Genomic DNA, 24,597 nt, shown 5'->3' on the forward strand with positions numbered 1-24,597 from the left:
TGCCCCTGCCCGTCAGCCGGGGGCCGGGGGGCTGCAGGCGGCGCGGTATCATTCCGCCCTTGCTGCGGCCTGGGTGTTCCGGCCTGGAACGTCCGCCTGGCGCCACTTTTGCACCCCCGCCTTCATTCTCTTTTTGCCCGTTCCCTGACCCGTGCGTCTTACCTCGATCAAGCTTTCCGGTTTCAAGTCGTTCGCTGAACCCACCAATTTCATGCTGCCCGGGCAACTGGTCGGTGTGGTGGGCCCGAACGGCTGCGGCAAGTCCAACATCATGGACGCGGTGCGCTGGGTGCTGGGCGAGAGCAAGGCCAGCGAGCTGCGTGGCGAGTCCATGCAGGACGTGATCTTCAGCGGCACCACCACCCGCAAGCAGGCCAGCCGCGCCAGCGTGGAGTTGGTGTTCGACAACTCCGACCACCGCGCGGGCGGCCAGTGGGGCCAGTACGGCGAGGTCGCGGTGCGGCGCGTGCTCACGCGCGACGGCACCAGCAGCTACTACCTGAACAACCAGCCCGTGCGCCGCCGCGACGTGCAGGACGTGTTCCTGGGCACGGGCCTAGGGCCGCGCGCCTACGCCATCATCGGCCAGGGCACCATCAGCCGCATCATCGAGTCGCGCCCGGAGGAACTGCGCCTGTTCCTCGAAGAAGCCGCTGGTGTCTCCAAGTACAAGGAGCGCCGCCGCGAGACGGAAAACCGCCTGTCGGACACGCGCGAGAACCTCACGCGGGTCGAAGACATCCTGCGCGAGCTGAACGCCAACCTCGAAAAGCTCGAAAAGCAGGCCGAGGTGGCCGCCAAATACAACACCCTGCAGGCCGACGCCACGCTCAAGCAGCACCAGCAGTGGTTTTTGAAGCGCGCCGAGGCCGAAGAGCAGCAGAACAAGGTGCGCCTGGACGGCCTCCAAGCCGTCAACGACCTCGAATCCCGCATGGCCGACCTGCGCGCCGTGGAGTCCGACCTTGAAACCATCCGCCAGGCCCACTACGCGGCCGGCGACCAGGTGAACCAGGCCCAGGGCCGGCTGTACGAGGCCACGGCCGAGGTCGGCAAGCTCGAAGCCGAGATCCGCTACGTGATCGAAGGGCGCCAGCGCGTGGAGCAGCGCCTGGTCACGCTGGCAGAGCAGATCGCCCAGTGGCAGGCCCGCAAGGAAGAGGCCGATATCGAACTCGAAAACCTGGCCGGTGCCGGTGTGGACGCCGAAGAGCGCGCCGAGATGCTGGCCGCCCAGGTCGAAGAGCAGGCCATGCAGCTGCCCGACCTGGAAGAAGCCCTGCGCCAGGCCCAAAGCCGCACGGCCGAGCAGCGCAGCAGCGTGGTGCAGGTGCAGCAGCAGATTGGCGTGCTGGCCGCCGAGCAGCGCAGCATCGACGAACAAAGCCGCCAGCTCGACAGCCGCTTCGAACGCCTGCGCACCGACCGCAATGCGCTGGCCGCGCCCGATGAAGCCCGCCTGACGAACCTGCGCGAGCAGCTCGAAGAGGCGCAAGAGATCGCCGAGACCACGGCAGCCCGACTGCACGAGCTGCAGGAGTCCGTGCCCCAGCTGGATGACGACCGCCGCGCCCGCCAGCAGGCCGTGAACACCGAAAGCGCGCGCCAGGCCGACCTGTCGGCGCGCATGGAAGCGCTCAAGGCGCTGCAGGAAAAGGTCAAGACCGACGGCAAGCTGCGCCCCTGGCTGGCCAAACACGGGCTCGACGGCCTGCAAGGCCTGTGGAGCCGCATCCACATCGAGCCCGGCTGGGAAAACGCGCTGGAAGCCGCGCTGCGCGAGCGCCTGGCTGCGCTGGAAGTGGGGCGCCTGGACATGGTGCGTGGCTTCCTGGGCTCTGGCGGCACCGACGCGCCGCCCGCGCGCCTGGCCTTCTACAGCGCTCCCGCCGCGGGCCACCCCGAAACCTCGTCACCCCACGCCCGCCTGTCGGACCTGCTGCGCCTGAACGATGCCGGCCTGCGTGCCGTGCTCACCGACTGGCTGCAAGGCTGCTACACCGCGCCCACGCTGGACGAAGCCCTGGGCCGCCGCGGCACGCTGCAACCCGGGGAGGTGGTGTTTGTTCCTACCGGCCATGCGGTCAGCGCCCACAGCGTGAGCTTTTACGCGCAGGACTCCGAGCAGTCCGGCATGCTGGCCCGCGCGCAGGAGATCGAGCACCTCGAAAAAGAATTGCGCGCGCAGGCGCTCATCGCCGAAGAATCGCGCACGGCCCTGGTGCGGGCCGAAGCCGCGTACGCCGATGCCTCGCAGCGCCTCGTGGTCGCGCGCCGCGAAGCCACCGAAACCCAGAGCCGCGCCCACGAGCTGCAGGTCGAGACCCTGCGCCTGACCCAGCTGGCCGAACAGACCCGCGCGCGCAGCCAGCAAATCGACGGCGACCTGGCCGAGGTGGAGGCCCAGCTGGCCGACCTGCAGGAACGCCGCGTGGCCGCCGAGGCGCGCTTTGAAGAACTCGACATGCAGCTGGCCGACAGCCAGGAGCGCGAGGCCCAGCTGGGCGACCGTGTGATCGAGGCCGAGCGCAAGCTCACCGGCTGCCGCGAACAGCAGCGCACGCTGGAGCGCCAGGCACAAGAGGCCACGTTCTCGCAGCGCAGCCTGGAGGCGCGCCGCGCCGAACTCAACCGTTCCATCGAAACCGCCACGCAGCAGGCCACGGCCCTGGCCGACGAGCAGCAGCGCGCGCGCGATGAGCTGGCCCGCCTGTCCGACGCCGCCGCGCAAGGTGGCCTGCAGGCCGCCCTGGAGGTGAAGATGGAGCGCGAAAAAGCGCTCGGCGCCCAGCGCAGCGAATACGACGACCTCACCACCAAGCTGCGCGCCAGCGACGAGCGCCGCATGCAGCTCGAACGCGCGCTCGACCCGCTGCGCGCCCGCATCACCGAATTCCAGCTCAAGGAACAGGCGGCGCGCCTGGGCCTGGAGCAGTACACCACCTTGCTGGCCGACGCGCAGGCCGACCTCGAGGCCGTGGCCCAGTCGATCACCGACGGCAATGTGCGCGTGGGCGGTCTGCAAAGCGAAATCGACCGCCTGCACCGCGAGATCGCCGCCCTGGGCGCTGTGAACCTCGCCGCGCTGGACGAACTCAAGCTCGCCAGCGAGCGCAAGGTCTTCCTCGATGCGCAGACGGCCGACCTGACCGAGGCCATGAACACGCTGGAAGACGCGATCCGCAAGATCGACGGCGAAACACGCCAGCTGCTCTCGGGCACCTTCGACACCGTGAACGCGCACTTTGGCCGCATGTTCCCCGAGCTGTTCGGCGGCGGCCAGGCCAAGCTCATCATCACCGGCGACGAAATCCTTGATTCCGGCGTGCAGGTGATGGCGCAGCCGCCCGGCAAGAAGAACCAGACCATCCACCTGCTGTCGGGCGGCGAGAAGGCTCTCACGGCCATCGCGCTGGTGTTCGCCATCTTCCAGCTCAACCCGGCGCCGTTCTGCCTGCTGGACGAGGTGGACGCGCCGCTGGACGACGCCAACACCGAGCGTTACGCCAAGCTGGTGTCCAGCATGAGCAAGGGCACGCAGTTCCTGTTCATCAGCCACAACAAGATCGCGATGGAAATGGCCGAACAGCTGATCGGCGTGACCATGCAGGAGCAGGGCGTGTCGCGCATCGTGGCCGTCGATATGGAGTCGGCCCTCTCCATGGCGGAAATATGAGCACCCCCCTGAGGCGCTTCGCACCTTCCCCCCAGGGGGACGACGCCCTTGCTGCGGGGCGGCCCTTGCTCGGCGTCTCGCGCACAGGCCGCGCGCATTTTCACCGCGGCGGCCCTTGCGCCATGCAGCGGATAGCCGTTAGCCGAGAATTTCTTTTATGAGCACATTGCAACTGAGTCTGGCCATCATCGGCGGCCTGGTGCTGGCCCTCATCGTGGCCTACAACACCTGGACCTCGCGCCGCAACGCGCCCAAGCGCGCCTTGCCGCCAGAGCCGGAACGCGAGCGCGCGGCCGAGCCCGCGCTGCGCCAGGAGCCAGGTTTCGAGGCGGGCGCGGCCGCCGACCTGCCCCCCGGGGACTTCCACGGCCTGGACCGCGGGCCCGAGCCTTCCGAGCACACGGTGGATGCCAGCGAGGCCCTGCAGATGCCCGTGCCGCCGTTCTCGCTGGAGCGCCGCCCCGGGCTGGACCCGCTCATCGACGTGATCGCACCGCTGCAGCCGGAGGTGTCCGTGTCCGGCGATGCCGCGCTGGCGGCGCTGCCTCCCACGCGCCGGGCCGGCAGCAAGCCGTTTGCGATCGAAGGCCTGAACGAAGCCACCCAGCAGTGGGAGACGCCGGCGCCCGGCCAGCGCTACCAGAGCTTCCAGGCGGGCGTGCAGCTTGCCAACCGCATGGGCGCGCTCAACGAGATCGAGTTCTCGGAATTCGTCGTCAAGGCCCAGGCGTTTGCGGACGCCATCAATGCCGCCCCCGATTTTCCAGACATGCTGCAGGAAGTGGCCCGCGCCCGCGAGCTGGACCAGTTCGCCAGCGACCACGACGCGCAACTGGCCTTCATGCTGCGCGCGCGCCAGGCCGCCTGGAGCCCCGGCTACGTGCAGCAGAACGCCGCGCGCGTGGGCTTCGTGCCGGGCGCCATGCCCGGGCGCCTGGTGCTGCCGGCCGGCGCGCAAGGCCTGCCGCCATTGCTCACGCTCGGCTACGACACGCAGGCGGCACTGGCCGAAGACCCGGACCAGTCCGCCATCCGCGACATCACCCTGAGCCTGGACGTGGCGCAGGTCCACCGAACCGAACAACCCTTTGCGCGCCTGCGCGAGGCCGCCGCCGCGCTGTGCGAGGCCATGGACGGCGTGCTCTGTGACCAGAATGGCCAGCCGCTGCCTGCCATGGCCATGGACCCGATCGCCTCGGACCTGGAGCTGCTGTACGACCAGCTCGACGGGCGCGACCTGTCGGCGGGGTCGGTGCTGGCGCGCCGGCTGTTCAGCTAGGCCGCCGCATGAGCGCAACGCTGGTCCGGCTGGCGCACGAGGCCGATCACGGCGCCGTCAGGGCGCTGTACCGCGAACTGCGGCCCCAGGACCCTGTGCTGGGCGACGATGCATCGCTGGACAGCTTTCGCGCCGTGTTGCGGTCCCCCAGCGCGCGGCTGGTGGTGGCGCTGCGGCATGGCGAGGTCGGCGCGACCTGCATGCTGGCGCTCGTGCCCAATTTCGCCAGCGCCGGGATGCCCATCGGCGTCGTCGAGCATGTCATCACGGGCGGGCGCTTCCGGCGCCAGGGGCTGGCCCGGGCAGCGCTGGAGTTCGCCCTGGACGCGGCCTGGGCCCTGAACTGCTGCAAGGTTTTCCTGCTGTCGGGCGCGCAGCGCGCGCAGGCCCACCGGCTCTATGAATCCGTGGGCTTCGCGGGCGGCAGGGAACTGGGGTTTGTCAAAAGGAATCCCAGCTTGGGCCACCATGACTGAACAATCAGAACTTTTTTCGGCCGCAGCGCAGACCAGCCAAGCGCAGGCAGCTATCAAAATCAAAGCGCTGCGCGAGCAGCTCCACCGCTGGGCGCACCAGTACTACGTGCTGGACGAGCCCACCGTGCCCGATGCCGAGTACGACCGCGTGTTCCGGGAGCTGCAGGCCCTGGAGACGGCGCACCCCGACCTCATCACGTCCGACTCGCCCACGCAGCGCGTGATCGGGGCGGTGATGGAAGGCCTCACGCCCGTGCGCCACGCGGTGCCCATGCTCAGCATCCACACCGAAACCGACACCGAGGCCACCGGCGCGCAGGCGTTCGATGCGCGCGTGCGGCGCGAGCTGGGCCTGGCGGAATCGGACCCCGCCATCGAGTACGTGGCCGAGCCCAAGTTCGATGGCCTGGCCATGAGCCTGCGCTATGAAAACGGCCGCCTCGCGCAGGCCGCCACGCGGGGCGACGGCGAGGTGGGCGAGGACGTGACGCATAACATCCGGACCATTCGCCAGATACCCCTGACCTTGCCCGAGGGCGTGCCCCCGCTGCTCGAAGTGCGTGGTGAGGTCTACATGCGCCGCGCTGATTTCGATGCGCTCAACGAGCGGCAGCGGGAGCAGGGCGGCAAGACCTTCGTGAACCCGCGCAACGCCGCAGCCGGCGCGGTGCGCCAGCTGGACTCGAACATCACCGCCCAGCGCCCCTTGAGCTTTTTTGCGTATGGCCTGGGCGCCGTCACGCCGCCCGGCGAGGGAGGGCCGGTGTTCCGCACGCACTACGAGATGCTGCAGACCCTGAAGTCATGGGGTTTTCCGGTGGCGGCGCAGGTGCAGATTGCGGCGGGTGCTGCGGAATTGGTAGCATTTCACCAGCAGGTGGGCGGCAGCCGCGATGCGCTGCCCTACGACATCGATGGCGTGGTCTACAAGGTCAACTCGCTGCAGCTGCAGCGCGACCTGGGCTTCAAGACCCGCGAGCCGCGCTGGGCCGTGGCGCACAAGTACCCGGCGCAGGAGATGGCCACCAAGATCGAAGGCATCGACGTGCAGGTGGGCCGCACCGGCAAGATCACGCCCGTCGCGCGCCTCGCGCCCGTGTTCGTGGGAGGCGTCACCGTCACCAACGCCACGCTGCACAACCTGTTCGAGATCCGCAAGAAGGGCGTTCGGGTGGGCGACACCGTCATCGTGCGCCGCGCGGGCGATGTGATTCCCGAAGTCGTGGGCGTGATGCCGGGCAACCGGACCGGCTATGTGCCCAACTTCAAGATGCCCGAGGCCTGCCCCGTCTGCGGCAGCGCCGTGGTGCGCGAAAAGGGCGAGGCCAACCACCGCTGCACGGGCGGCCTGTTCTGCGCCGCGCAGCGCAAGGAGGCCATCCTGCACTTCGCCGCGCGCCGCGCCATGGACATCGAGGGGCTGGGCGACAAGCTGGTGGACCAGCTGGTGGACACCAATGTGATCCGCACGCTGCCTGACCTGTACCGCCTGGGCCTCACCTCCCTCATCGCGCTGGAGCGCATGGCCGAGAAGTCGGCCCAGAACGTGCTGGCCGCGCTCGAAAAATCCAAGCAGACCACCTTGCCGCGTTTTCTGTTCGGCCTGGGCCTGCGCCACGTGGGCGAGGCCACGGCCAAGGACCTGGCGCGGCACTTTGGCACGCTGGATGCCATCATGGACGCCAGCGTGGAGCAGTTGCTGGAGGTGAACGATGTGGGCCCGGTGGTGGCGCAGAGCCTGCACACGTTCTTCCAGCAGCCGCACAACCGCGAGGTGGTCGAGCAGCTGCGCGCCTGCGGCGTGACCTGGCCCGAGGGCCCGGTGGCCGAACGCGCCCCGCAGATCCTTGCCGGCAAGACCGTGGTGCTGACCGGCACCCTGCCGACCTTGAGCCGCGACGCGGCCAAGGACATGCTGGAAGCCGCTGGCGCCAAGGTGGCCGGTTCGGTCAGCAAGAAGACCAGCTATGTGGTGGCGGGCGATGAAGCCGGCAGCAAGCTGGCCAAGGCCCAGGAGCTGGGCGTGCCCGTGCTGGACGAAGCGGGCATGCTGGCGCTGCTGTCGGGCCCGGGCGCCTGAGGCGCTCTCCCCCTTACTCCGAGTTCTTGATGCGCACATTGCTGCTTTCCTTCCAGGCCCGCGCCGCGGCCCTGTTCCGCTGGCTGGCCGGCCTGTTTGCCTGGATGCCCCGCCCGCTGCGCCGCGCGCTGCTGTGGGGCGCCCTCGCGCTGCCTGCCGCGGTGCTGGCATACACCCTGGTCCTGATCCCGTTCACGCCCTCCATCAGCGACATCCGCAAGGCCAAGAGCGAGCTGCCCGCGCAGCTCATGTCGGTGGACGGAAAGCTGCTGGCCGAGTACCGCTGGGCCAATCGCGAATGGGTGGAGCTCGACAAGATTTCTCCGCATGTGGTGAACGCGCTCATCGCCACCGAGGACCACCGCTTCTACGACCACTTCGGCCTGGACTGGAGGCGCACGGTATCGTCGGTGGTGCACACGCTGCGCGGCGCCCCGCAGGGCGGCTCCACCATCACGCAGCAGCTGGCGCGCAACCTGTTTCCGGAGGAGATCGGCCGCTCGCGCGTGTTCCCCCAGGCCCTCACGCGCAAGCTCAAGGAGGCCATCACGGCGCTCAAGATCGAGTTGTCGTATTCCAAGGACGAGATCCTGGAAACCTACCTCAATACCGTGCCCTTCCTGTACAACGCGTTTGGCATCGAGATGGCCGCGCGCACGTACTTCGACAAGTCGGCCGACAAGCTCAATGTGCTGGAAAGCGCCACGCTGATCGGCATGCTCAAGGGCACGGCCTACTACAACCCCGTGCTCAACCCCGAGCGTGCGCAGGCCCGGCGCAACACCGTGCTGTCGCAGATGGTCAAGCGCGGCAAGCTGGAGCAGGCACAGTTCGACACGCTGCAAAAGCGCCCGCTGCGCGTCAACTTCGAGCGCCAGACCGAGGTCATGGGGCCCGCGCCGCACTTTGCGATCCAGCTGCGCAAGCAGCTCATCGACTGGGCCGACAGCAAGGGCTACAGCCTGTATTCGGATGGTCTGGTGATCCGCACCACCATCGACTCGCGCCTGCAGGCCTATGCCAATCAGGCCGTGGCGCGCCAGGGCCGCCAGCTGCAGGGCGTGGCCGATGCCGCCTGGAGCAAGCGCGATGGCTGGGGGCCCCAGAACGAACTGGTGCAGACCCTGGTGCGCGAAAGCAGCGAATACCGCGCCGCGCTGGACAAGGGGGAAGAGCCCGCCGAGGCGCTCAAGGCGCTCCTGGCCGACGACGCCTTCCTGCAGAAGCTGCGCCTCGAGAAAACGCGCGTGCAGGCGGGGTTTCTCGCGCAGGATCCCGTCACGGGCCATGTGCTGGCCTGGGTGGGCAGCCGCGACTTCGCCCAGGACCCCTTCGACCACGTGCAGGCGGCCCGGCGCCAGCCCGGCTCCACGTTCAAGCCCTTCGTGTACGGCGCGGCCTTTGCCAAGGGGGCATCGCCCGGCGACACGCTGATGGATGCCGCGGTGGAGATACCGCTGGGCGGTGGCCGCGTGTGGCGCCCCACCGACGGGCGCCCGCCCAGCGACGAGCCCATGACGCTGGCGGATGGACTGGCGCTCTCCAAGAACACCATCACCGCGCAGGTGATGCAGCAGGTCGGCCCCGCCCGCGTGGCCGAAGTGGCGCGGGCGCTGGGGGTGCGGCAGTCGCCGCTCGAGGAAGTGCCATCGCTGGCGCTGGGCACGAGCCCGGTCACGCTCAAGGAGATGATCTCGGCCTACAGCAGCATCGTGAACCTGGGGCGCTATGTGGAGCCGGTGCTCATCACCAGCATCGAGGACCGCCACGGCAAGGTGCTCGAGACCTTCGCGAAGCCGGTGCCCGAGGCGGTCTTCGAAGGCCGCGCGGCCCAGACGCTGCGCAACACCATGCGCGGCGCGGTGGACAGGGGCACCGCCACCGCGATCCGCTCACGCTATGGCATCCAGGCCGATGTGGCGGGCAAGACCGGCACGACGCAGGACAACACGGATGGCTGGTTCATCCTCATGCATGCCCGCGTGGTGGCGGGGGCCTGGGCGGGCTTCAACGATGGCCGCATCACGCTGCGCAGCGACTACTGGGGGCAGGGCGCCCGCAGCGCGCTGCCCATGGTGGGCGAGTTCATGCAGCAGGCGATCCGGGCCAAGGTGATCGACGGCCAGGAGCGGTTCTTCGATGAGTTCGACACCACCCCACCGCCCCCGCCGGCGGATAGCTCGCTCGGCGTCATGCGCGACTGGATACGCGGGCTGTTTGGCAGCGACACGGCACCGCCAGCACCGGTGCCCTCCGCGCCAGCAGCGTGGCCCCTGGGTCCTGCTGCGCCCCGGCCGCCTGGAGGCCAGGGCCTGCCTCCCGTCACGACCGATCCGGGCTATCCCCCGGCACCCGCCGAAGAGCGCGTGGGCGGCTGAGCACGGCTGCGGGCGGCTCGCGGTCCCGGCCGGGCCGGTCACTTTTTGCTGGCGCCAGCCCATGACCGCCGCTAGGATGCGCGGCGATGAAATTGTTACGTGTGCCGTCCCCGGGGGGGCATTTTCCGCAAATGTGCTTTGCCTGGGGCCGGGCGCTCCCGCCGGGTGCTTTTACGGGCCACCGGAGACCCGCCGTGACCCATTTCATTCATCCCTTCACCGCGGTGTGCCTGCAACCGGTCCTGTCGCCCTTGGCAGGGAGCGAAGCTCGCCGCGTCCCGCCCATCGTGCATCCACGACCCACAGAAAATGACTCCAAGACGCTTTCGTTTCTCGCTGCCGAGCTATGCCCTTGCTTGCGGTTTTGCACTGACCCCCTGCCTCGGCGGGGCCGCAGATATCCGGTTGACGCCTCCACCTGGCGGCGCCCTCGTGGTGACCGATTCGGCAACCCAGACCGTGCGTTTTCGCGTGGACGATGCGGGCAGGATCCGGATGCCCGGACTGGCTGGTGCGCCCGCACAAGGCAGCCTGCTCTGTTTTGAAAGCGCAAGCGGCGCGGTGGGAGGCTGCACGGCGGGCGTCGCCACGGGGCCGATGGGGCCCGCAGGGCCTGCCGGAGCGGCAGGCGCCCCGGGAACCCCGGGAGCGGTGGGCCCTGCAGGCGCGGCCGGTCCTGAGGGTGCCACCGGCCCCGTGGGCCCAGCGGGCGCCACGGGGCTGCAAGGGCCTGCAGGTGCGCAGGGGCCCGCGGGGCCCCAAGGGCCCGCAGGCTCCGTCGCGGCGTATGGTGATGGCTCCGCGGGGGCCTATACCGTGTCGATTGCCTCGACCATCGACCTGTCCACGACAGCAGGGTTCAACAGCCTTGGCGGACGGCACCACATGCAGTTTTCCACGATCGACATCGCGGGAGCGCTGACGCTTCCCAGCGGGACCGTGCTGCGCGCGACCGGCGACGTGACCATTTCCGGCTCCATCACCGTCCTTGAAGGGTCGCAAGGGGCCAGCAATGTCACGCCACACCCCGGTATTGCGCTGTCGTCACCCGGGACACCCCAAGGCGGTATCGGACTGCCAGCACTCTCTGCCGCGCGGCTCTTGAAACCGCCAGCCGCCGCGGGTGGGGCGGGTAGCCGGCCGAACGCGCAGGACACGGGTGGAGGCGGGGGCGGATCACTTGTGATCCTTGCCGGGGGCAATGTGACCGTCACCGCATCGGGCGTGATCAAGGCCAATGGCGGCAACGGGCAGAACGCCATGACCCAGGGCGCGGACGCCGCCGGGGCCGGTGGCGGGGCAGGAGGCGTGATCGTCATCGCGGCCGGCGGCGACATCACGGTGGCGGGCGCACTGTTGGCCAATGGCGGGCATGGCGGAAATGGCTTCAACGGCAACCTTGGCAACGCGGTGGGCGCGGGCGCGGGAGGTGGTGGTGGGGGCGGCATCATCCACCTGGTGGCGTCCTCCACGCCCGTGGTCACGGGATCGCTGCTGGTCAATGGCGGCGCGATGGGTCTGGACGATTTCTCGGGGGGATCGTCCCTTGCTGGAGGGGGCGGCGGGGCCAGCGGCGGAAACGGCGGCAACGCGGGCGTGGTGAATGCGTCGGTGGTTCAGCCGGCGCAGGCGGGCTTCAGCGGCCGCTCCATCCTCACCACCGTTCCTGCACCCTGGAACCTGTTTCTCCACTGAGGCAGGGTCGGCACGTCCGGCGGACCGGGGGCACGTACCCCCCGGGCTGGGCCGTCCAGGGGCCGGGCGCTATTCGATATCGATGCAGTGCAGCCCGAAGCTGCCCGCCTTGCGGTCGGCAAAAAACGCTTCCAGCGTTTCCTTGACGGTACGGAAGGCGATCTCGTCCCAGGGCACCTCGTCTTCGGTGAAGAGCCGCGCCTCTATGGTTTCATACCCGGGGTTGAACTGGTCGCTGAGCAGGTGGGCCCTGTAGAACAGGTGCACCTGCCCCACACGGCGCACATTGAGCAGGCTGAACAGCGGGCCCATCTCGATCTGTGCGCCGGCTTCCTCGTCCGTCTCGCGCGCAGCGCCCTGGGCCGTGGTTTCGTCCAGTTCCATGAAGCCCGCCGGCAGCGTCCACTTGCCCCAGCGCGGTTCGATGTTGCGTTTGCACAGCAGCACGCGTCCATCGGGCAGGGTCGGCACGGTGCCCACCACGTTGAGCGGGTTCTCGTAGTGCACCGTGCTGCAGGTGGGGCACACCGCGCGCTGCTTGGTGTCGCCGTCGTCCGGCAGGCGGTAGACCACGGCGGTGCCACAGGCGCGGCAGTGTTTGATGGGGCTGCGGAAGGTCATCGGGGGTTTTGATTCAAATAGGCTGCTGGCGCTTGTTCCATCAGCGCTGGCAGCTATGAAAAGGATAGCTTTTGGCTGCGCGCCGGGGCCTGTGCGCCAGGTGGCCCAGGCCGCAGGGCGTCACACCACGCTCAGCCGCAGCGTGCCCAGGCCGTCCACGCCGCCCTCGAGCACGTCGCCGCGCACCACGGCGCCCACGCCTTCGGGCGTGCCGGTGTAGATCAGGTCGCCGGGCTGCAGCTCCCATGCGGCCGACAGGTGCTCGATGGTCTCGGCGATGTTCCAGATGAGCTGGGCCACGGTGCTGCGCTGGCGGTCCGCGCCGTTGACCTGCAGCCAGATGCCGGCCTTCTCCACGTCACCGGCCTGCGCGGCGGGCGTGATGGGGCCGATGGGCGCGCTCGCGTCGAAGCCCTTGCCGATGCACCAGGGGCGGCCCTGTTTCTTCATGTCGTTCTGCAGGTCGCGGCGCGTCATGTCCAGGCCCACGGCGTAGCCGTAGATGTGGGTGAGCGCATCGGCGGCCTGGATGTTCTTCCCGCCCTTGCCAATGGCCACGACCAGTTCGATCTCATGGTGCAGGTTGGCCGTGAGGCTGGGGTAGGGCAGCTGGCCCGTCTCGCCCGCATTCACCACCACGATGGCATCGGCCGGCTTCATGAAGAAAAACGGCGGCTCGCGGCCGGTGAAGCCCATTTCCTTGGCGTGTTCTTCGTAGTTGCGGCCCACGCAGTAGATGCGGTGCACGGGGAACCGGTCGGCGCTGCCGGCCACGGGCACGCTGGCCACCGGTGCGGGAGAAAACACGTAGCTCATGTCTGCCTTTCTTCTTGTCTCTGGGTGCGATGGAACGGGTGCGGGCCTGGCGTGCGGGCGGGTTGCCCTGCGGGCCGGGCCGAAGTGTGGCAGTGTGCCATGGGTGCGGGCGTCTTGCTGTGGGACGCTACACTCGCGCCCATGGCAAAGAGCTTCGATTTCCACAACACGCCAGGCCACCTGGTGCGCCGTGCCCACCAGCGTACCGTGGCGCTTTTCATGGAGGAGACAGCGGGGTTTGACGTGACGCCCGTGCAGTTCGCCATCCTGCATGAACTACTGGCCCGGCCCGGGGAAGACCAGGTCACCTTGGCATCCCGCGTGGCGTTCGACGCGGCCACCTCGGGGTCGGTGATCGGGCGCCTGGAAAAGCGCGGCTGGATTCGCCGCGAACCCGACACCCGCGACCGCCGCCGCAAGCTGCTGTGGATCACGCCGGAAGGCGAAGTGGCGGCCCTGCAGATGCGCGATGCCGCCCAGCGCGTGCAGGAGCGTCTGATGGCGCCCCTCAACGCGCAGGAGCGCGGCGACCTGATGGTGCTGCTCACCAAGGTCGTCTACAACCACCAGGACCCGGCCGGCGCCTCGGGCGCATGACGCCGGCCCCGCCGGGCCGTGGCAGGGCTTGCGGGACGCACCGTACAACCGCCGCTCTCCACGGCACGCACGCCCACCGATCCATCGAAGCAATCCCCATCCCCATGCAGCTGTACAACTACTTCCGCTCCTCGGCCTCGTTTCGCGTGCGCATCGCGCTGCAGATCAAGGGCCTGGCCTACGACTACATTCCCGTGCACCTCGTGAAGGGCGAGCACCAGCAGCCTGCCTATGCGGCCCTCGCCGCCGATGCCCTGGTGCCCACGCTGGTGACCGATGGCGGAGAGGCATTGTCGCAATCGATGGCCATCATCGAATACCTGGACGAGACCCATCCCACACCCGCCCTGATGCCCGCCACGGCCCTGGACCGGGCGCGCGTGCGGGCGCTGGCGCAGATGGTGGCGTGCGAGATCCACCCGATCAACAACCTGCGCGTGCTCAAGTATCTGGTGCGGGAGCTGAAGGTGGATGAAGCCGCCAAGAACGCGTGGTACCACCACTGGCTGCGCAGCGGGCTCGAGGCCTTCGAGCGGCAGCTGGTGCTGCTCTCGCAGGAGCGCGCGGCCCAGGGGCTGGCGCCCTCGGTGCTGTGCTGGGGCGGCACCCCCACGCTGGCCGACTGCTGCCTGGTGCCGCAGATCTTCAACGCCCAGCGTTTCAAGGTCGACCTGGGCGGCCTGCCGCTCACGATGGGCGCGTTCGACGCCTGCATGGGGCTGCCCGCATTCCAGAAGGCCCAGCCTTCCGCCTGTCCGGACAACGAAGCTTGACCCTTCGCACGCACTCCCTGCAGGCCACCGACTGGCTGGTGCCGGACTGGCCCTTGCCGCCGGGCGTGCATGCGCTGTGCACCACCCGCGCGGGTGGTGTGAGCCTGCCCCCGTATGACAGCCTGAACCTGGGCATGCATGTGGGGGACGACCCCGCCGCTGTCCGCGCCAACCGCCTTCGGCTTCAGTCCGCCCTCGAAAGGGTGACAGCGGGCACGCGGCCCGTGTTTCTGAGCCAGGTGCATGGCGATGGCGTGGTGCAGCTCGACGGCGGCACGCCCGACGGCATCGAGGCCGACGCCTGCGTGGCGGCGGTTCCCGCGGTCGCCTGCACCATCATGGTGGCCGACTGCCTGCCGGTGCTGTTCGCCCACCGATCAGGACGGGCCGTGGCGGCGGCCCATGCGGGATGGCGCGGGCTCGCGGGGGTGGACGGGCAGGGGGTGCTGGAATCGGTTTTCAAGCGATTTTTCGCGCTGGCCCAGGCAGATCAAGCGTACGATGCTATAAAAATTGAAGCAATTCTGCCCTTGCAAGGGGTGGCCCAGGACACGCTGGCCTGGCTGGGGCCCTGCATCGGCCCGCAGGCGTTCGAGGTGGGTCCCGAGGTGCGGGCGGCTTTTTGCGACACTGCCCCGGCCTTGCAGGATTGCTTCGCGCCCAGCGGCCACGCCAGCGGCAAGTACCTGTGCGATCTGGCGGGCCTCGCGCGGCGGCGGTTGCAGGCGCTCGGAATCACCCATGTCCACGGCAATGACGGAACACCGCCATGGTGCACCGTCACGAACGCATCAAGGTTCTTTTCCCACCGGCGCGACAGCGCCGCCCTGGGCGGCAGCGGGCGCTTCGCTGCCTGCATCTGGCGCGGCTGAGGAATCGGGGCCGCCAGCCTCGCGGGCCCCCGCGGCCTGCTCGGCATCGTGGGCGGCCTGCTCCGCGGCTTCACGCGCCTTGATCGCGCGCTTGCGCGAAGGCGTGCCCAGGATGTACACCAGAATGCCCATGGGCAGCAGCCCATACAGCGCGAACGTGATCACGGCGCCCAGCAGCGTCCCGGTGGGGCTGGTGGCTTCGGCCACCGCCATCATGAGGGTGACGTAGGTCCAGGCGATGACGATGAGGTACATTGGTTTATGTTCGCTGCGAGCGTTGAATCCGTTGCCATGCTGAAGTGGGTCGGCAACAATGAACCCGAGACACAAAAAACAAGAAGCCCTGCCGCTGCGAGCGACCAATCACTGAGGAAAGAGCATGAATTCTGAATCACCATGGGCCGAGAGCGCCCAGCAGTTCCAGCAGATTTTCGGGCAAAGCTGGTCACAGGCACTGCAGTCGTTCCAGAAGCTGGACCTTGGTACGCAGGTACCCGCCACCCCCCCTCTGAAGTTTTCACCCAGCAAGCTGCAGGCGCTGCAGCAGCAGTACCTGAAGGAAGCGCAGGAACTGTGGGCGCAGGGCCTGCAGGGCGCGCCCGAGGTCAAGGACCGCCGCTTCTCCGGCGAGGGCTGGGCCAGCAACCCCGTCGCGGCCTTCTCGGCCGCCGCCTACCTGCTCAATGCGCGCACCCTGATGGGCTTGGCCGAGGCGGTGGAGTCCGACGAAAAAACCAAGGCCCGCATCCGTTTCGGCGTGGAGCAATGGATGGCCGCCATGGCGCCGAGCAACTTCCTGGCCTTCAACGCCGAGGCGCAGAAGAAGGCCATCGAAACCAAGGGCGAGAGCATTGCCAAGGGCATGCAGAACCTGCTGCACGACATCACACAGGGCCATGTGTCGATGACCGACGAAAGCCTGTTCGAGGTGGGCCGCAACGTGGCCACCACCGAGGGCGCCGTGGTGTATGAGAACGAGCTGTTCCAGCTGCTCGAATACAAGCCACTCACCGCCAAGGTCTATGAGCGCCCCTTCCTGCTGGTGCCGCCGTGCATCAACAAGTTCTACATCCTCGACCTGCAGCCGGAGAACTCGCTGATCCGCTACGCCGTCGAACAAGGCCATCGCACCTTTGTCGTGAGCTGGCGCAACCCCGGCGATGCCCTGGCCCACAAGACCTGGGACGACTATGTGGAAGACGGCGCGATGGCGGCCATCGACGTGGTGCGGAACATCACCGGCGCCGAACAGATCAACGCGCTGGGCTTCTGCGTGGGCGGCACCATCCTGAGCAATGCGCTGGCCGTGCTGGCGGCGCGGGGCGACGAGCCCGTGGCCAGCGCCACGTTCCTCACCACCCTGATCGACTTCACGGACACCGGCATTCTGGATGTGTTCATCGACGAGGCGTTCGTGAAGTTCCGCGAGATGCAGATGGGGCAGGGCGGGCTGATGAAGGGGCAGGACCTGGCATCGACCTTCAGCTTCCTGCGTCCCAACGACCTGGTGTGGAACTACGTGGTGGGCAACTACCTCAAGGGCGAGACGCCGCCGCCGTTCGATCTCCTGTACTGGAACAGCGACAGCACCAACCTGCCCGGGCCGTTCTACGCGTGGTACCTGCGCAATTTCTACCTGGAGAACAACCTGGTCAAGCCCGGCAGGCTCACCGTGTGCGGCGAGAAGATGGACCTTGGAAACCTCACGCTGCCGGTGTACATCTACGGCTCGCGCGAAGACCACATCGTGCCCATCAACGCCGCCTATGCATCCACCCAGGTGCTGCCTGGCAAGAAGCGCTTCGTGATGGGGGCCTCGGGCCACATCGCCGGCGTCATCAACCCCCCCGCCAAAGGCAAGCGCAGCCACTGGATCCGCGCGGACGGCAAGCTGCCCGCCACGCTGGACTCGTGGCTGGAGGGCGCGACCGAACACCCCGGCAGCTGGTGGACCGATTGGTCCGGATGGCTCAAGGGCCATGCCGGCAAGCAGATCGCGGCCCCCAAGGCCTACGGCAAGGGCACGAAATTCAGGGCCACCGAGCCGGCACCGGGCAGCTACGTCAAGCAGAAGGCGTGACATGCGCAAGCCCCTGGGTCGCCTCTGGCGTGCATTGCCGATCAGGGACGGCGGCGCCGCCCCGCATTGCGGCCCCTGTCTGGCGGCCCGCGCCGGGGCAGCGCCGGCACCGGCGGATACGCAAAAGCACTGATCCGCGGCGCTGCGAGAATTACCAAGCAACAACCCCCAACCACAAGGACATTCCATGGAAGACATCGTCATCGTTTCGGCCGCCCGCACCGCCGTGGGCAAGTTTGGTGGCGCACTGGCCAAGACGCCCGCGACCGAGTTGGGCGCCATCGTGATACGCGAAGCCATCGCGCGCGCGGGCCTCTCGTCCGACCAGATTGGTGAAGTCATCATGGGCCAGGTGCTGACCGCGGGCGTGGGCCAGAACCCGGCGCGCCAGGCCTCCATGAAGGCCGGTGTGGCCAAGGAGACCCCCGCGCTCACCATCAACGCCGTGTGCGGCTCGGGCCTCAAGGCCGTGATGCTGGCGGCGCAGGCCGTGGCATGGGGCGACAGCGAGATCGTCGTGGCCGGCGGGCAGGAGAGCATGAGCCTGTCGCCCCACGTGCTCAACGGTTCGCGCGACGGCCAGCGCATGGGCGACTGGAAGATGGTCGACTCGATGATCGTCGATGGCCTGTGGGACGTCTACAACCAGTACCACATGGGCATCACGGCCGAGAACGTGGCCAAGCAGTACGGCATCACCCGCGACATGCAGGATGCCCTGGCGCTGGCGAGCCAGCAAAAGGCCGCTGCCGCGCAGGATGCCGGCAGGTTCGCTGACGAAATCGTGGGCGTGAGCCTGCCGCAGAAGAAAGGCGACCCCATCGTCTTCAATGCCGACGAATACCTCAACCGCAAGACCAATGCCGAAGCGCTGGCCGGCCTGCGCCCCGCGTTCGACAAGGCAGGGAGCGTGACGGCGGGGAATGCCTCCGGTCTCAATGACGGCGCGGCCGCCGTGGTCGTGATGAGCGCCAAGAAGGCCGCCGCACTGGGTCTCAAGCCCCTGGCATGCATCGCGGCCTTCGGCACCAGCGGTCTGGACCCCGCCACCATGGGCATGGGCCCTGTGCCTGCATCGCGCAAGGCGCTGCAGCGCGCGGGCTGGAGTGCCGCGGATGTGGACCTGTTCGAACTCAACGAAGCCTTTGCCGCCCAGGCCTGTGCCGTGAACAAGGAGCTGGCCATCGATCCGGCCAAGGTCAATGTGAACGGCGGCGCCATCGCCATCGGCCACCCCATCGGCGCGTCCGGCTGCCGCATCCTCGTGACGCTGCTGCATGAAATGCAGCGCCGCGACGCCAAGAAGGGGCTCGCCGCGCTGTGCATTGGCGGAGGCATGGGCGTATCGCTCGCGGTGGAGCGCTGAGGCACCAGGGGGGGCGCGGCAGTCCATGCCGCGCAACCTCCACCGATCCCGGGCCGAGGCCGCGTTCGCGCGGCTTTTTTTATTTCCGGACGCCGTCAGGCTGCGGTCCGCATGCCGGTATGGCCGTGGACCTTTTTTGTATCAAGGCGTGGCAGCGCGCGCCGAATTCAAGGCGTCCTGGCCGCGGTGCAGGCCAATCTGTCAAAAAGGAAAGGGCTTCAGTGTTTTCCTTCACGGCAGTGTCCGATTTCTTGGGTAGAGTGGACGCTGAAGGCATCACCAATCAACAAGGAGAAATCACATGAGCCAGAAAGTTGCATACGTCACCGGCGGCATGGGCGGCATCGGAACCGCCATTTGCCAGCGCCTGCACAAGGAGGGCTTCAAGGTCATTGCCGGTTGCGGACCGACCCGCGACCATGCCAAGTGGCTGGGTGAGCAAAAGGCCCTGGGCTACACCTTCCATGCGTCAGTGGGCAATGTGGGCGATTGGGATTCCACGGTCGAGGCCTTTGGCAAGACCAAGGCGGAACACGGCAACATCGACGTGCTGGTGAACAACGCGGGCATCACGCGCGACCGCATGTTCCTCAAGATGTCGCGCGAAGACTGGGATGCGGTGATCGAGACCAACCTGAACAGCATGTTCAACGTCACCAAGCAAGTGGTGGCCGACATGGTGGAAAAGGGCTGGGGCCGCATCATCAACATCAGCTCGGTCAATGGCGAGAAGGGCCAGGCAGGCCAGACGAACTATTCGGCCGCCAAGGCGGGCATGCATGGGTTTTCGATGGCCCTTGCGCAGGAACTGGCCACCAAGGGCGTGACGGTCAACACCGTGAGCCCTGGCTACATCGGCACGGACATGGTCAAGGCGATCCGCCCTGACGTGCTCGAAAAGATCGTGGCGACCGTTCCCGTCAAGCGCCTGGGCGAACCCAGCGAAATCGCATCGATCATTGCCTGGCTGGCATCGGAAGAAGGGGGCTATGCCACCGGGGCTGACTTCTCGGTCAATGGCGGCTTGCACATGGGCTGATGGCCTGGGCCCGCTGTTTGCCGCAAAGAACAAAAACCCCGCAGTGCGGGGTTTTTTGTTGGGGAGGAGCAAGAGGGAAGGACTGCCGGGCGTCTTGCCTCGATGGGGCTATGAAATGCGCCACCCGGTGCAAGCATGGCCCACACGTTGGTATGGTTCGTGCTTCATGGTGGTGGCTGGCATTTGAGGGCCTTCGGGCGGGAAACGCTGGCTGCGGCGCCTTCAGAGGCGGGCGGGAGCGCGCTTGCGGTCGCGTTCGTCTTCGGGCCAGGCGGACAAGATTGCGGTGGTATTCATGCTGAAAACTCCTGTGATGTACCAACAACGCAGCCAATCCACAGTCCGTTGACAGCGTTTCGCAAAAAAATGCAACCGCCAGTGCCCGTCTGTTTACAATGTAAATCGCTATCAAAAATGAAGCACTAAATGCTTTCCAGATATGCGCCAGTGCCAAAAAATAGAGTCTTTTGGCTTACATGGATTTACATTTTCAACCCGCTGCCGACGCCGACATTTCTTCCAGGGCCGAAGAAATTTCCAGCCAACGCTCCTCCAGCCTGGCTGTCTCGTCGTTCCCTGCCTTGAGGTTGCGGCCACACTCGGCGATCTCCGCCGGCGCAAGGGCCTGGGTGAGCTTGTGCTCCAACGCGGCCCGCTCGGTGGACAGGGCGGCCAGGCGCTTGTCGATTTGTTCCAGCTCCTTTTTCAGGGGCCGGGTTTTTTCCGCCTGCTGCTGACGCACCTGGGCATCGAGCTTGCGCTGCTCCCGTCCATCGCGCGAAGGGGTGGGGGCGGCGGCCGGTGTGGGGGCCGGGGCGGTCGCGGGGGCGGGATGTGCCACCGCTGGCGAAGGTGCCACGGAGGCTGGGGGTGGTGCCTGGCTCGCCGCTGAGGATGTCTGCGCCTGCTCGGCCAGGCGGGCCTCCTCGCGCAGGCGTTTGGATTCCTCGAGCAGGTAGCGCTGGTAGTCGTCCAGATCGCCGTCAAAAGGCCCTACGACGCCCCGGCCCACCATCCAGAAGTCCTCGCAGACCGAGCGCAGCAGCGCGCGGTCGTGGCTGACCAGCATGACCGTGCCATCGAAGTCGTTGAGCGCCATGGCCAGGGCTTCGCGGGTTGCCAGGTCGAGGTGATTGGTGGGCTCGTCCAGCAACAGCAGATTGGGGCGCTGCCAGACGATCATCGCCAGCACCAGCCGCGCCTTTTCGCCGCCGCTCATGGTGCCCACGGCCTGCTTGACCATGTCGCCTGTGAAGTTGAACGTGCCCAGGTAGCTGCGCAGGTCCTGTTCGCGGCTCGGTTGCTTGATATCGGGCCCCAGCTCCTTGGCCAGGCGGATCATGTGCTCCAGCGGGTTCTCCGCGGGGCGCAGCACGTCCAGTTCCTGCTGGGCGAAGTAGCCGATGTTCAGTCCCTTGCCCTCGGTCACGCTGCCGCCCAGGGGTTTCATGGTGCGGGCGATGGTCTTGACGAGGGTGGATTTGCCCTGGCCGTTGGCGCCCAGGATGCCGATGCGCTGGCCCGCCAGCACCGAGCGGTTCACGCCCCTGAGAATGGTGGTGGCCGCGCCCTCGTCATCCACATAGCCGAACGATGCGTCGCTGATCGCCAGCATCGGATTGGGCAGGTTGGCCGGCTCCTTGAACTCGAACGTGAAGTCCGCTTCGGCCAGCACTGGCCCGATCTTCTCCATGCGTTCGAGTTGCTTGACGCGGCTTTGCGCCTGCTTGGCCTTGCTGGCCTTTGCCTTGAAGCGGTCGATGAACTTCTGCAGGTGGGCCATCTTCTCCTGCTGCTTGGCAAAGCTGGCCTGTTGCAGTTCGAGTTGCTGGGCGCGCAATTCCTCGAACTTGCTGTAGTTGCCGCCGTAGCGGTTCAACTCGCCTTGCTGGATCTGCAGGGTGACGTTGGTGATGGCGTCGAGGAACTCCCGGTCGTGGCTGATCACGATCATGGTGCCCGCATAGCGCTTGAGCCAGGCTTCCAGCCAGACCAGCGCGTCCAGGTCCAAGTGGTTGGTGGGCTCGTCCAGCAGCAGCAGGTCGCTGGGGCACATCAGGGCCCGCGCCAGCTGCAGGCGCATGCGCCAGCCGCCCGAAAAGCTGTTGACCGGCTGCTCCAGCTCGCTCACGCGAAAGCCCAGGCCCAGGATCAGCGCCTGGGCGCGCGCCACGGCGTCGTGTGCGCCGGCGTCGTGCAGGTCGGAATACGCATGGGCAATGGCCATGCCGTCGTCGCTGGCCTCGGCCTCCACCAGCTGCTGCTGGACCTCGGCCAGCCGCGTATCGCCTTCCAGCACGAACTCGGTCGCGGACTGGTCCGTCTCGGGCATGTTCTGCGCGACTTCGGCCATGCGCCAGCTCGCGGGGATGTAGAAGTCTCCACCGTCTTCATGGAGCTTGCCGCTGAGCAGCGCGAACAGGCTGGACTTGCCCGCGCCGTTGCGGCCCACGAGTCCGACGTTCTCGCCGGGGTTGATGGTGGCGGAAACGCTGTCGAGCACGACTTTGGCGCCGCGTCGCAAGGTAACGTTCTTGAGGGTGATCATCCGGAGTTCACAAAAAGGCGCACCCGCGCTGGGCGGGTGGCATGAAAAAGCAGGGGGCCAGCGCTGCTGCAATCGGTGCAGCCGATGCAAGCGGCAGCGGCGCGCAACCCTCTATTGTGCCGCGAGACGGGATTGGGCGGCCAGGGCCCGCCGGGTCACCAGCAAAACCTGGTCTTCGCCAGCGCTGGTATCGAGCCAGAACACAGGCAACTGGGGGAAGGCTGCTTCAAAGTAGGCGCGCTCGTTGCCGATCTCCAGAATGATCACGGCATCCTCGCTCATGCAGGCGGGCGCGGCAGCAAACAGCTGGCGTACGAAGTCCATGCCATCACTGCCGCCGGCCAGGGCGAGTGCGGGCTCGGCGCGGTACTCGGCGGGCAAGGTGGCCATGCTGGCCGCATTCACGTAGGGCGGGTTGCACAGGATCAGGTCCCAGGGGCCGGGAAGGGCCTGAAGGCCGTCGGAGAGCTGCAGCTGGATGCGGTCCTGCAGGCCGTGCTTGTCCACATTGATCCGGGCCACGGCCAGGGCGTCGGGCGAGATGTCGGCACCCGTCACCAGCACCTCGGGCCAGGCCATGGCGGCCAGCACGGCCAGGCTGCCGTTGCCCGTGCACAGGTCCAGCACCCGGTGGGTGTGGTCGCTCAGGTACTCGTCCGCGCCGCCGTCGACAAGCAGCTCGGCGATGAAGCTGCGCGGGACGATGGCGCGTTCGTCCACGTAGAACGGCACGCCCTGGAGCCAGGCCTCCTGCGTGAGGTAGGCGGCGGGCTTGCGCGTGCGGACGCGTTCTTCGAAAAGGGTGGCCACCAGGGCGACCTGCTCGGGTGCGACAGACTGGTTCCTCAGGGAATCGGGCGCGTCCGACAGGTCGCTGTCCAGCGGCAGGCCCAGGCGCCACAGCACGAGCCAGGCGGCTTCATCGTGGGCGTTCGTGGTGCCATGGCCAAAGGAAACGCCAGCTGCGGCCAGCTGCCGGCTGCCCGATTCGACGAGCGCGCCGACCGTGGTGCCCGCCACGGCGTGGGGTGCCGCCGTGCTCATGCACGCACCGCCGGGGCGGCCTCGGGGGCTGCCAGCGCCTGCGCATGCAGGTTTTCCAGTGTGCGGCGGTAGATATTCTTGAGCGGCTCGATGTCGGCCACCACCACGTGTTCGTCGATCTTGTGGATGCTGGCGTTGGGCGGGCCCAGTTCGATCACCTGGGGGCAGACCTGCGCGATGAAGCGGCCATCGCTGGTGCCACCCGTGGTGGAGAGCTCGGTCGTGAGGCCGGTCTCCGCCGCGATGGCCTGTTGCACGGCGTCCACCAGTTCACCCGGCGTGGTGAGAAAAGGCTGTCCGCCCAACGTCCAGCGCAGGTCGTACTCCAGCCCGTGGCGGTCGAGCACGGAGTGCACGCGCTGCTTGAGGCCTTCCGCCGTGGATTCGGTGGAGAAGCGGAAATTGAAGTCCACCACCACGTCCCCCGGGATGATGTTGGTGGCGCCCGTACCGCTATGCATGTTGCTGATCTGCCAGCTGGTGGGCGGGAAGAAGGCATTGCCCTGGTCCCATACCGTCGAGGCCAGTTCGGCCAGGGCAGGCAGCGCCTGGTGGATGGGGTTGCGCGCCAGTTGCGGGTAGGCGATGTGGCCCTGGATGCCCCGCACGGTGAGCTTGCCGCTGAGCGTGCCGCGCCGGCCGTTCTTGATCATGTCGCCGGTGCGTTCGACCGACGTGGGCTCGCCGACGATGCAGTAGTCCAGTTGCTCGCCGCGCGCCTTGAGCTGCTCGACCACGACCTTCGTGCCGTCCACCGACGGGCCTTCCTCATCGCTGGTGAGCAGGAAGGCTAGCTGGACCAGGGGCTCTGGCGTGTGCGCCAGGAATTCCTCGACCGCCACGACGAACGCGGCGATGGAAGTCTTCATGTCGCTGGCGCCCCGGCCGTAGAGCTTGCCGCCACGGTGTGTGGGGACGAAGGGATCGCTGCTCCACTGCGCCAGCGGCCCCGTGGGCACCACATCGGTGTGGCCTGCGAATACTATTGTTTTGATAGCTGATGGCGCTTTTCCACCCTGGGCTGCAGCCCGTTTTGCCCACAAATTGCTGACGCGGAAATCCGCCGGGCCGCTGTCCAGCCGTTCGCACACGAATCCCAGCGCGGCCAAGCGGGCCGCCAGCACGTCAAGGCAGCCCGCGTCCTCGGGGGTGATGGAGGGCAGGGCGATGAGCTGTTCGGCCAGATGCAGTGTGCGGGACATGGGAAGGGGTGGGTAAGACAGGGGGCGTTTAAATAGTCGATTGTCCCAGACGCCG

General features: G+C 67.6%; 18 protein-coding genes. 12 read left to right on the forward strand and 6 right to left on the reverse strand.

Annotated features, from left to right (window positions below):
• The first annotated feature begins 151 nt into the window (after nucleotides 1-151).
• The 6 genes from smc (at nucleotide 152) to AC1RVY_RS02235 (ending at nucleotide 11,584) form a co-directional block, all read left to right on the forward strand.
• Nucleotides 152-3,676 carry a chromosome segregation protein SMC gene (gene smc, locus AC1RVY_RS02210; protein WP_492805095.1) on the forward strand — a complete coding sequence of 1,175 codons (3,525 nt, stop codon included), beginning with the start codon at nucleotides 152-154 and terminating at the stop codon, nucleotides 3,674-3,676.
• A gap of 157 nt (nucleotides 3,677-3,833) precedes the next feature.
• Complete coding sequence (locus AC1RVY_RS02215) at nucleotides 3,834-4,955, forward strand: cell division protein FtsZ (protein ID WP_218294946.1); 1,122 nt, start codon at nucleotides 3,834-3,836, stop codon at nucleotides 4,953-4,955.
• A gap of 8 nt (nucleotides 4,956-4,963) precedes the next feature.
• Complete coding sequence (locus AC1RVY_RS02220; RefSeq protein ID WP_218294947.1) at nucleotides 4,964-5,431, forward strand: GNAT family N-acetyltransferase; 468 nt, start codon at nucleotides 4,964-4,966, stop codon at nucleotides 5,429-5,431.
• The gene (gene ligA, locus AC1RVY_RS02225; RefSeq protein WP_492245296.1) at nucleotides 5,424-7,511 is read left to right on the forward strand and encodes an NAD-dependent DNA ligase LigA; all 2,088 of its coding nucleotides are present in this window, start codon (nucleotides 5,424-5,426) and stop codon (nucleotides 7,509-7,511) included. The genes AC1RVY_RS02220 and ligA overlap by 8 nt, the downstream gene beginning before the upstream one ends.
• A 29-nt stretch (nucleotides 7,512-7,540) precedes the next feature.
• Nucleotides 7,541-9,889, forward strand: coding sequence for a penicillin-binding protein 1A (locus AC1RVY_RS02230; RefSeq protein WP_492805097.1), 2,349 nt, complete (start codon nucleotides 7,541-7,543; stop codon nucleotides 9,887-9,889).
• 885 nt (nucleotides 9,890-10,774) lie between these two features.
• Nucleotides 10,775-11,584: a hypothetical protein gene (locus AC1RVY_RS02235; RefSeq protein ID WP_218366890.1), complete on the forward strand. Its 810-nt coding sequence runs from the start codon at nucleotides 10,775-10,777 to the stop codon at nucleotides 11,582-11,584.
• 69 nt (nucleotides 11,585-11,653) lie between these two features.
• Here the strand turns inward: AC1RVY_RS02235 and AC1RVY_RS02240 are convergent, their stop codons facing one another.
• Entirely contained in the window at nucleotides 11,654-12,205 is a 552-nt protein-coding gene (locus AC1RVY_RS02240) for an NUDIX hydrolase (protein WP_218294951.1), read from the reverse strand.
• Nucleotides 12,206-12,325: 120 nt separating this feature from the next.
• Entirely contained in the window at nucleotides 12,326-13,021 is a 696-nt protein-coding gene (locus AC1RVY_RS02245; RefSeq protein WP_218294952.1) for a fumarylacetoacetate hydrolase family protein, read from the reverse strand.
• Nucleotides 13,022-13,162: 141 nt separating this feature from the next.
• Between AC1RVY_RS02245 and AC1RVY_RS02250 the strand changes: the two genes are divergently transcribed.
• The 3 genes from AC1RVY_RS02250 to AC1RVY_RS02260 all read left to right on the forward strand — a co-directional run bounded on the left by AC1RVY_RS02250 (nucleotide 13,163) and on the right by AC1RVY_RS02260 (nucleotide 15,263).
• Nucleotides 13,163-13,618: a MarR family winged helix-turn-helix transcriptional regulator gene (locus AC1RVY_RS02250; RefSeq protein ID WP_218294953.1), complete on the forward strand. Its 456-nt coding sequence runs from the start codon at nucleotides 13,163-13,165 to the stop codon at nucleotides 13,616-13,618.
• Nucleotides 13,619-13,722: 104 nt separating this feature from the next.
• Entirely contained in the window at nucleotides 13,723-14,391 is a 669-nt protein-coding gene (gene maiA, locus AC1RVY_RS02255) for a maleylacetoacetate isomerase (protein WP_492805099.1), read from the forward strand.
• Nucleotides 14,388-15,263 carry a purine nucleoside phosphorylase YfiH/LACC1 family protein gene (locus AC1RVY_RS02260; protein ID WP_492805101.1) on the forward strand — a complete coding sequence of 292 codons (876 nt, stop codon included), beginning with the start codon at nucleotides 14,388-14,390 and terminating at the stop codon, nucleotides 15,261-15,263. Before maiA ends, AC1RVY_RS02260 begins: the two co-directional genes overlap by 4 nt.
• On the opposite strand, the gene AC1RVY_RS02265 is transcribed toward AC1RVY_RS02260, so the two are convergent.
• Nucleotides 15,183-15,518 (reverse strand): hypothetical protein, encoded by a 336-nt coding sequence (locus AC1RVY_RS02265; RefSeq protein WP_492805102.1) that lies wholly within the window; start codon nucleotides 15,516-15,518, stop codon nucleotides 15,183-15,185. The two genes, AC1RVY_RS02260 and AC1RVY_RS02265, sit on opposite strands and share 81 nt — an antisense overlap.
• A gap of 124 nt (nucleotides 15,519-15,642) precedes the next feature.
• On the opposite strand from AC1RVY_RS02265, the gene AC1RVY_RS02270 reads away from it, so the two are divergent.
• The 3 genes from AC1RVY_RS02270 (at nucleotide 15,643) to phbB (ending at nucleotide 19,748) form a co-directional block, all read left to right on the forward strand.
• Complete coding sequence (locus AC1RVY_RS02270) at nucleotides 15,643-17,343, forward strand: PHA/PHB synthase family protein (protein ID WP_369642488.1); 1,701 nt, start codon at nucleotides 15,643-15,645, stop codon at nucleotides 17,341-17,343.
• Nucleotides 17,344-17,530: 187 nt separating this feature from the next.
• Nucleotides 17,531-18,709 (forward strand): acetyl-CoA C-acetyltransferase, encoded by a 1,179-nt coding sequence (locus tag AC1RVY_RS02275; RefSeq protein WP_492805103.1) that lies wholly within the window; start codon nucleotides 17,531-17,533, stop codon nucleotides 18,707-18,709.
• A gap of 301 nt (nucleotides 18,710-19,010) precedes the next feature.
• Entirely contained in the window at nucleotides 19,011-19,748 is a 738-nt protein-coding gene (phbB, locus tag AC1RVY_RS02280) for an acetoacetyl-CoA reductase (protein WP_218294959.1), read from the forward strand.
• A gap of 490 nt (nucleotides 19,749-20,238) precedes the next feature.
• Here the strand turns inward: phbB and AC1RVY_RS02285 are convergent, their stop codons facing one another.
• The 3 genes from AC1RVY_RS02285 to dapE all read right to left on the reverse strand — a co-directional run bounded on the left by AC1RVY_RS02285 (nucleotide 20,239) and on the right by dapE (nucleotide 24,542).
• Entirely contained in the window at nucleotides 20,239-22,296 is a 2,058-nt protein-coding gene (locus tag AC1RVY_RS02285) for an ABC-F family ATP-binding cassette domain-containing protein (protein ID WP_492805105.1), read from the reverse strand.
• A 111-nt stretch (nucleotides 22,297-22,407) separates the two neighbouring features.
• Complete coding sequence (prmB, locus tag AC1RVY_RS02290; protein ID WP_218294961.1) at nucleotides 22,408-23,340, reverse strand: 50S ribosomal protein L3 N(5)-glutamine methyltransferase; 933 nt, start codon at nucleotides 23,338-23,340, stop codon at nucleotides 22,408-22,410.
• Nucleotides 23,337-24,542 (reverse strand): succinyl-diaminopimelate desuccinylase, encoded by a 1,206-nt coding sequence (gene dapE / locus AC1RVY_RS02295; protein WP_492805106.1) that lies wholly within the window; start codon nucleotides 24,540-24,542, stop codon nucleotides 23,337-23,339. The genes prmB and dapE overlap by 4 nt, the downstream gene beginning before the upstream one ends.
• Nucleotides 24,543-24,597: the final 55 nt, after the last annotated feature.

The sequence above is a fragment of the Acidovorax sp. GW821-FHT11A03 genome, from assembly GCF_058809075.1.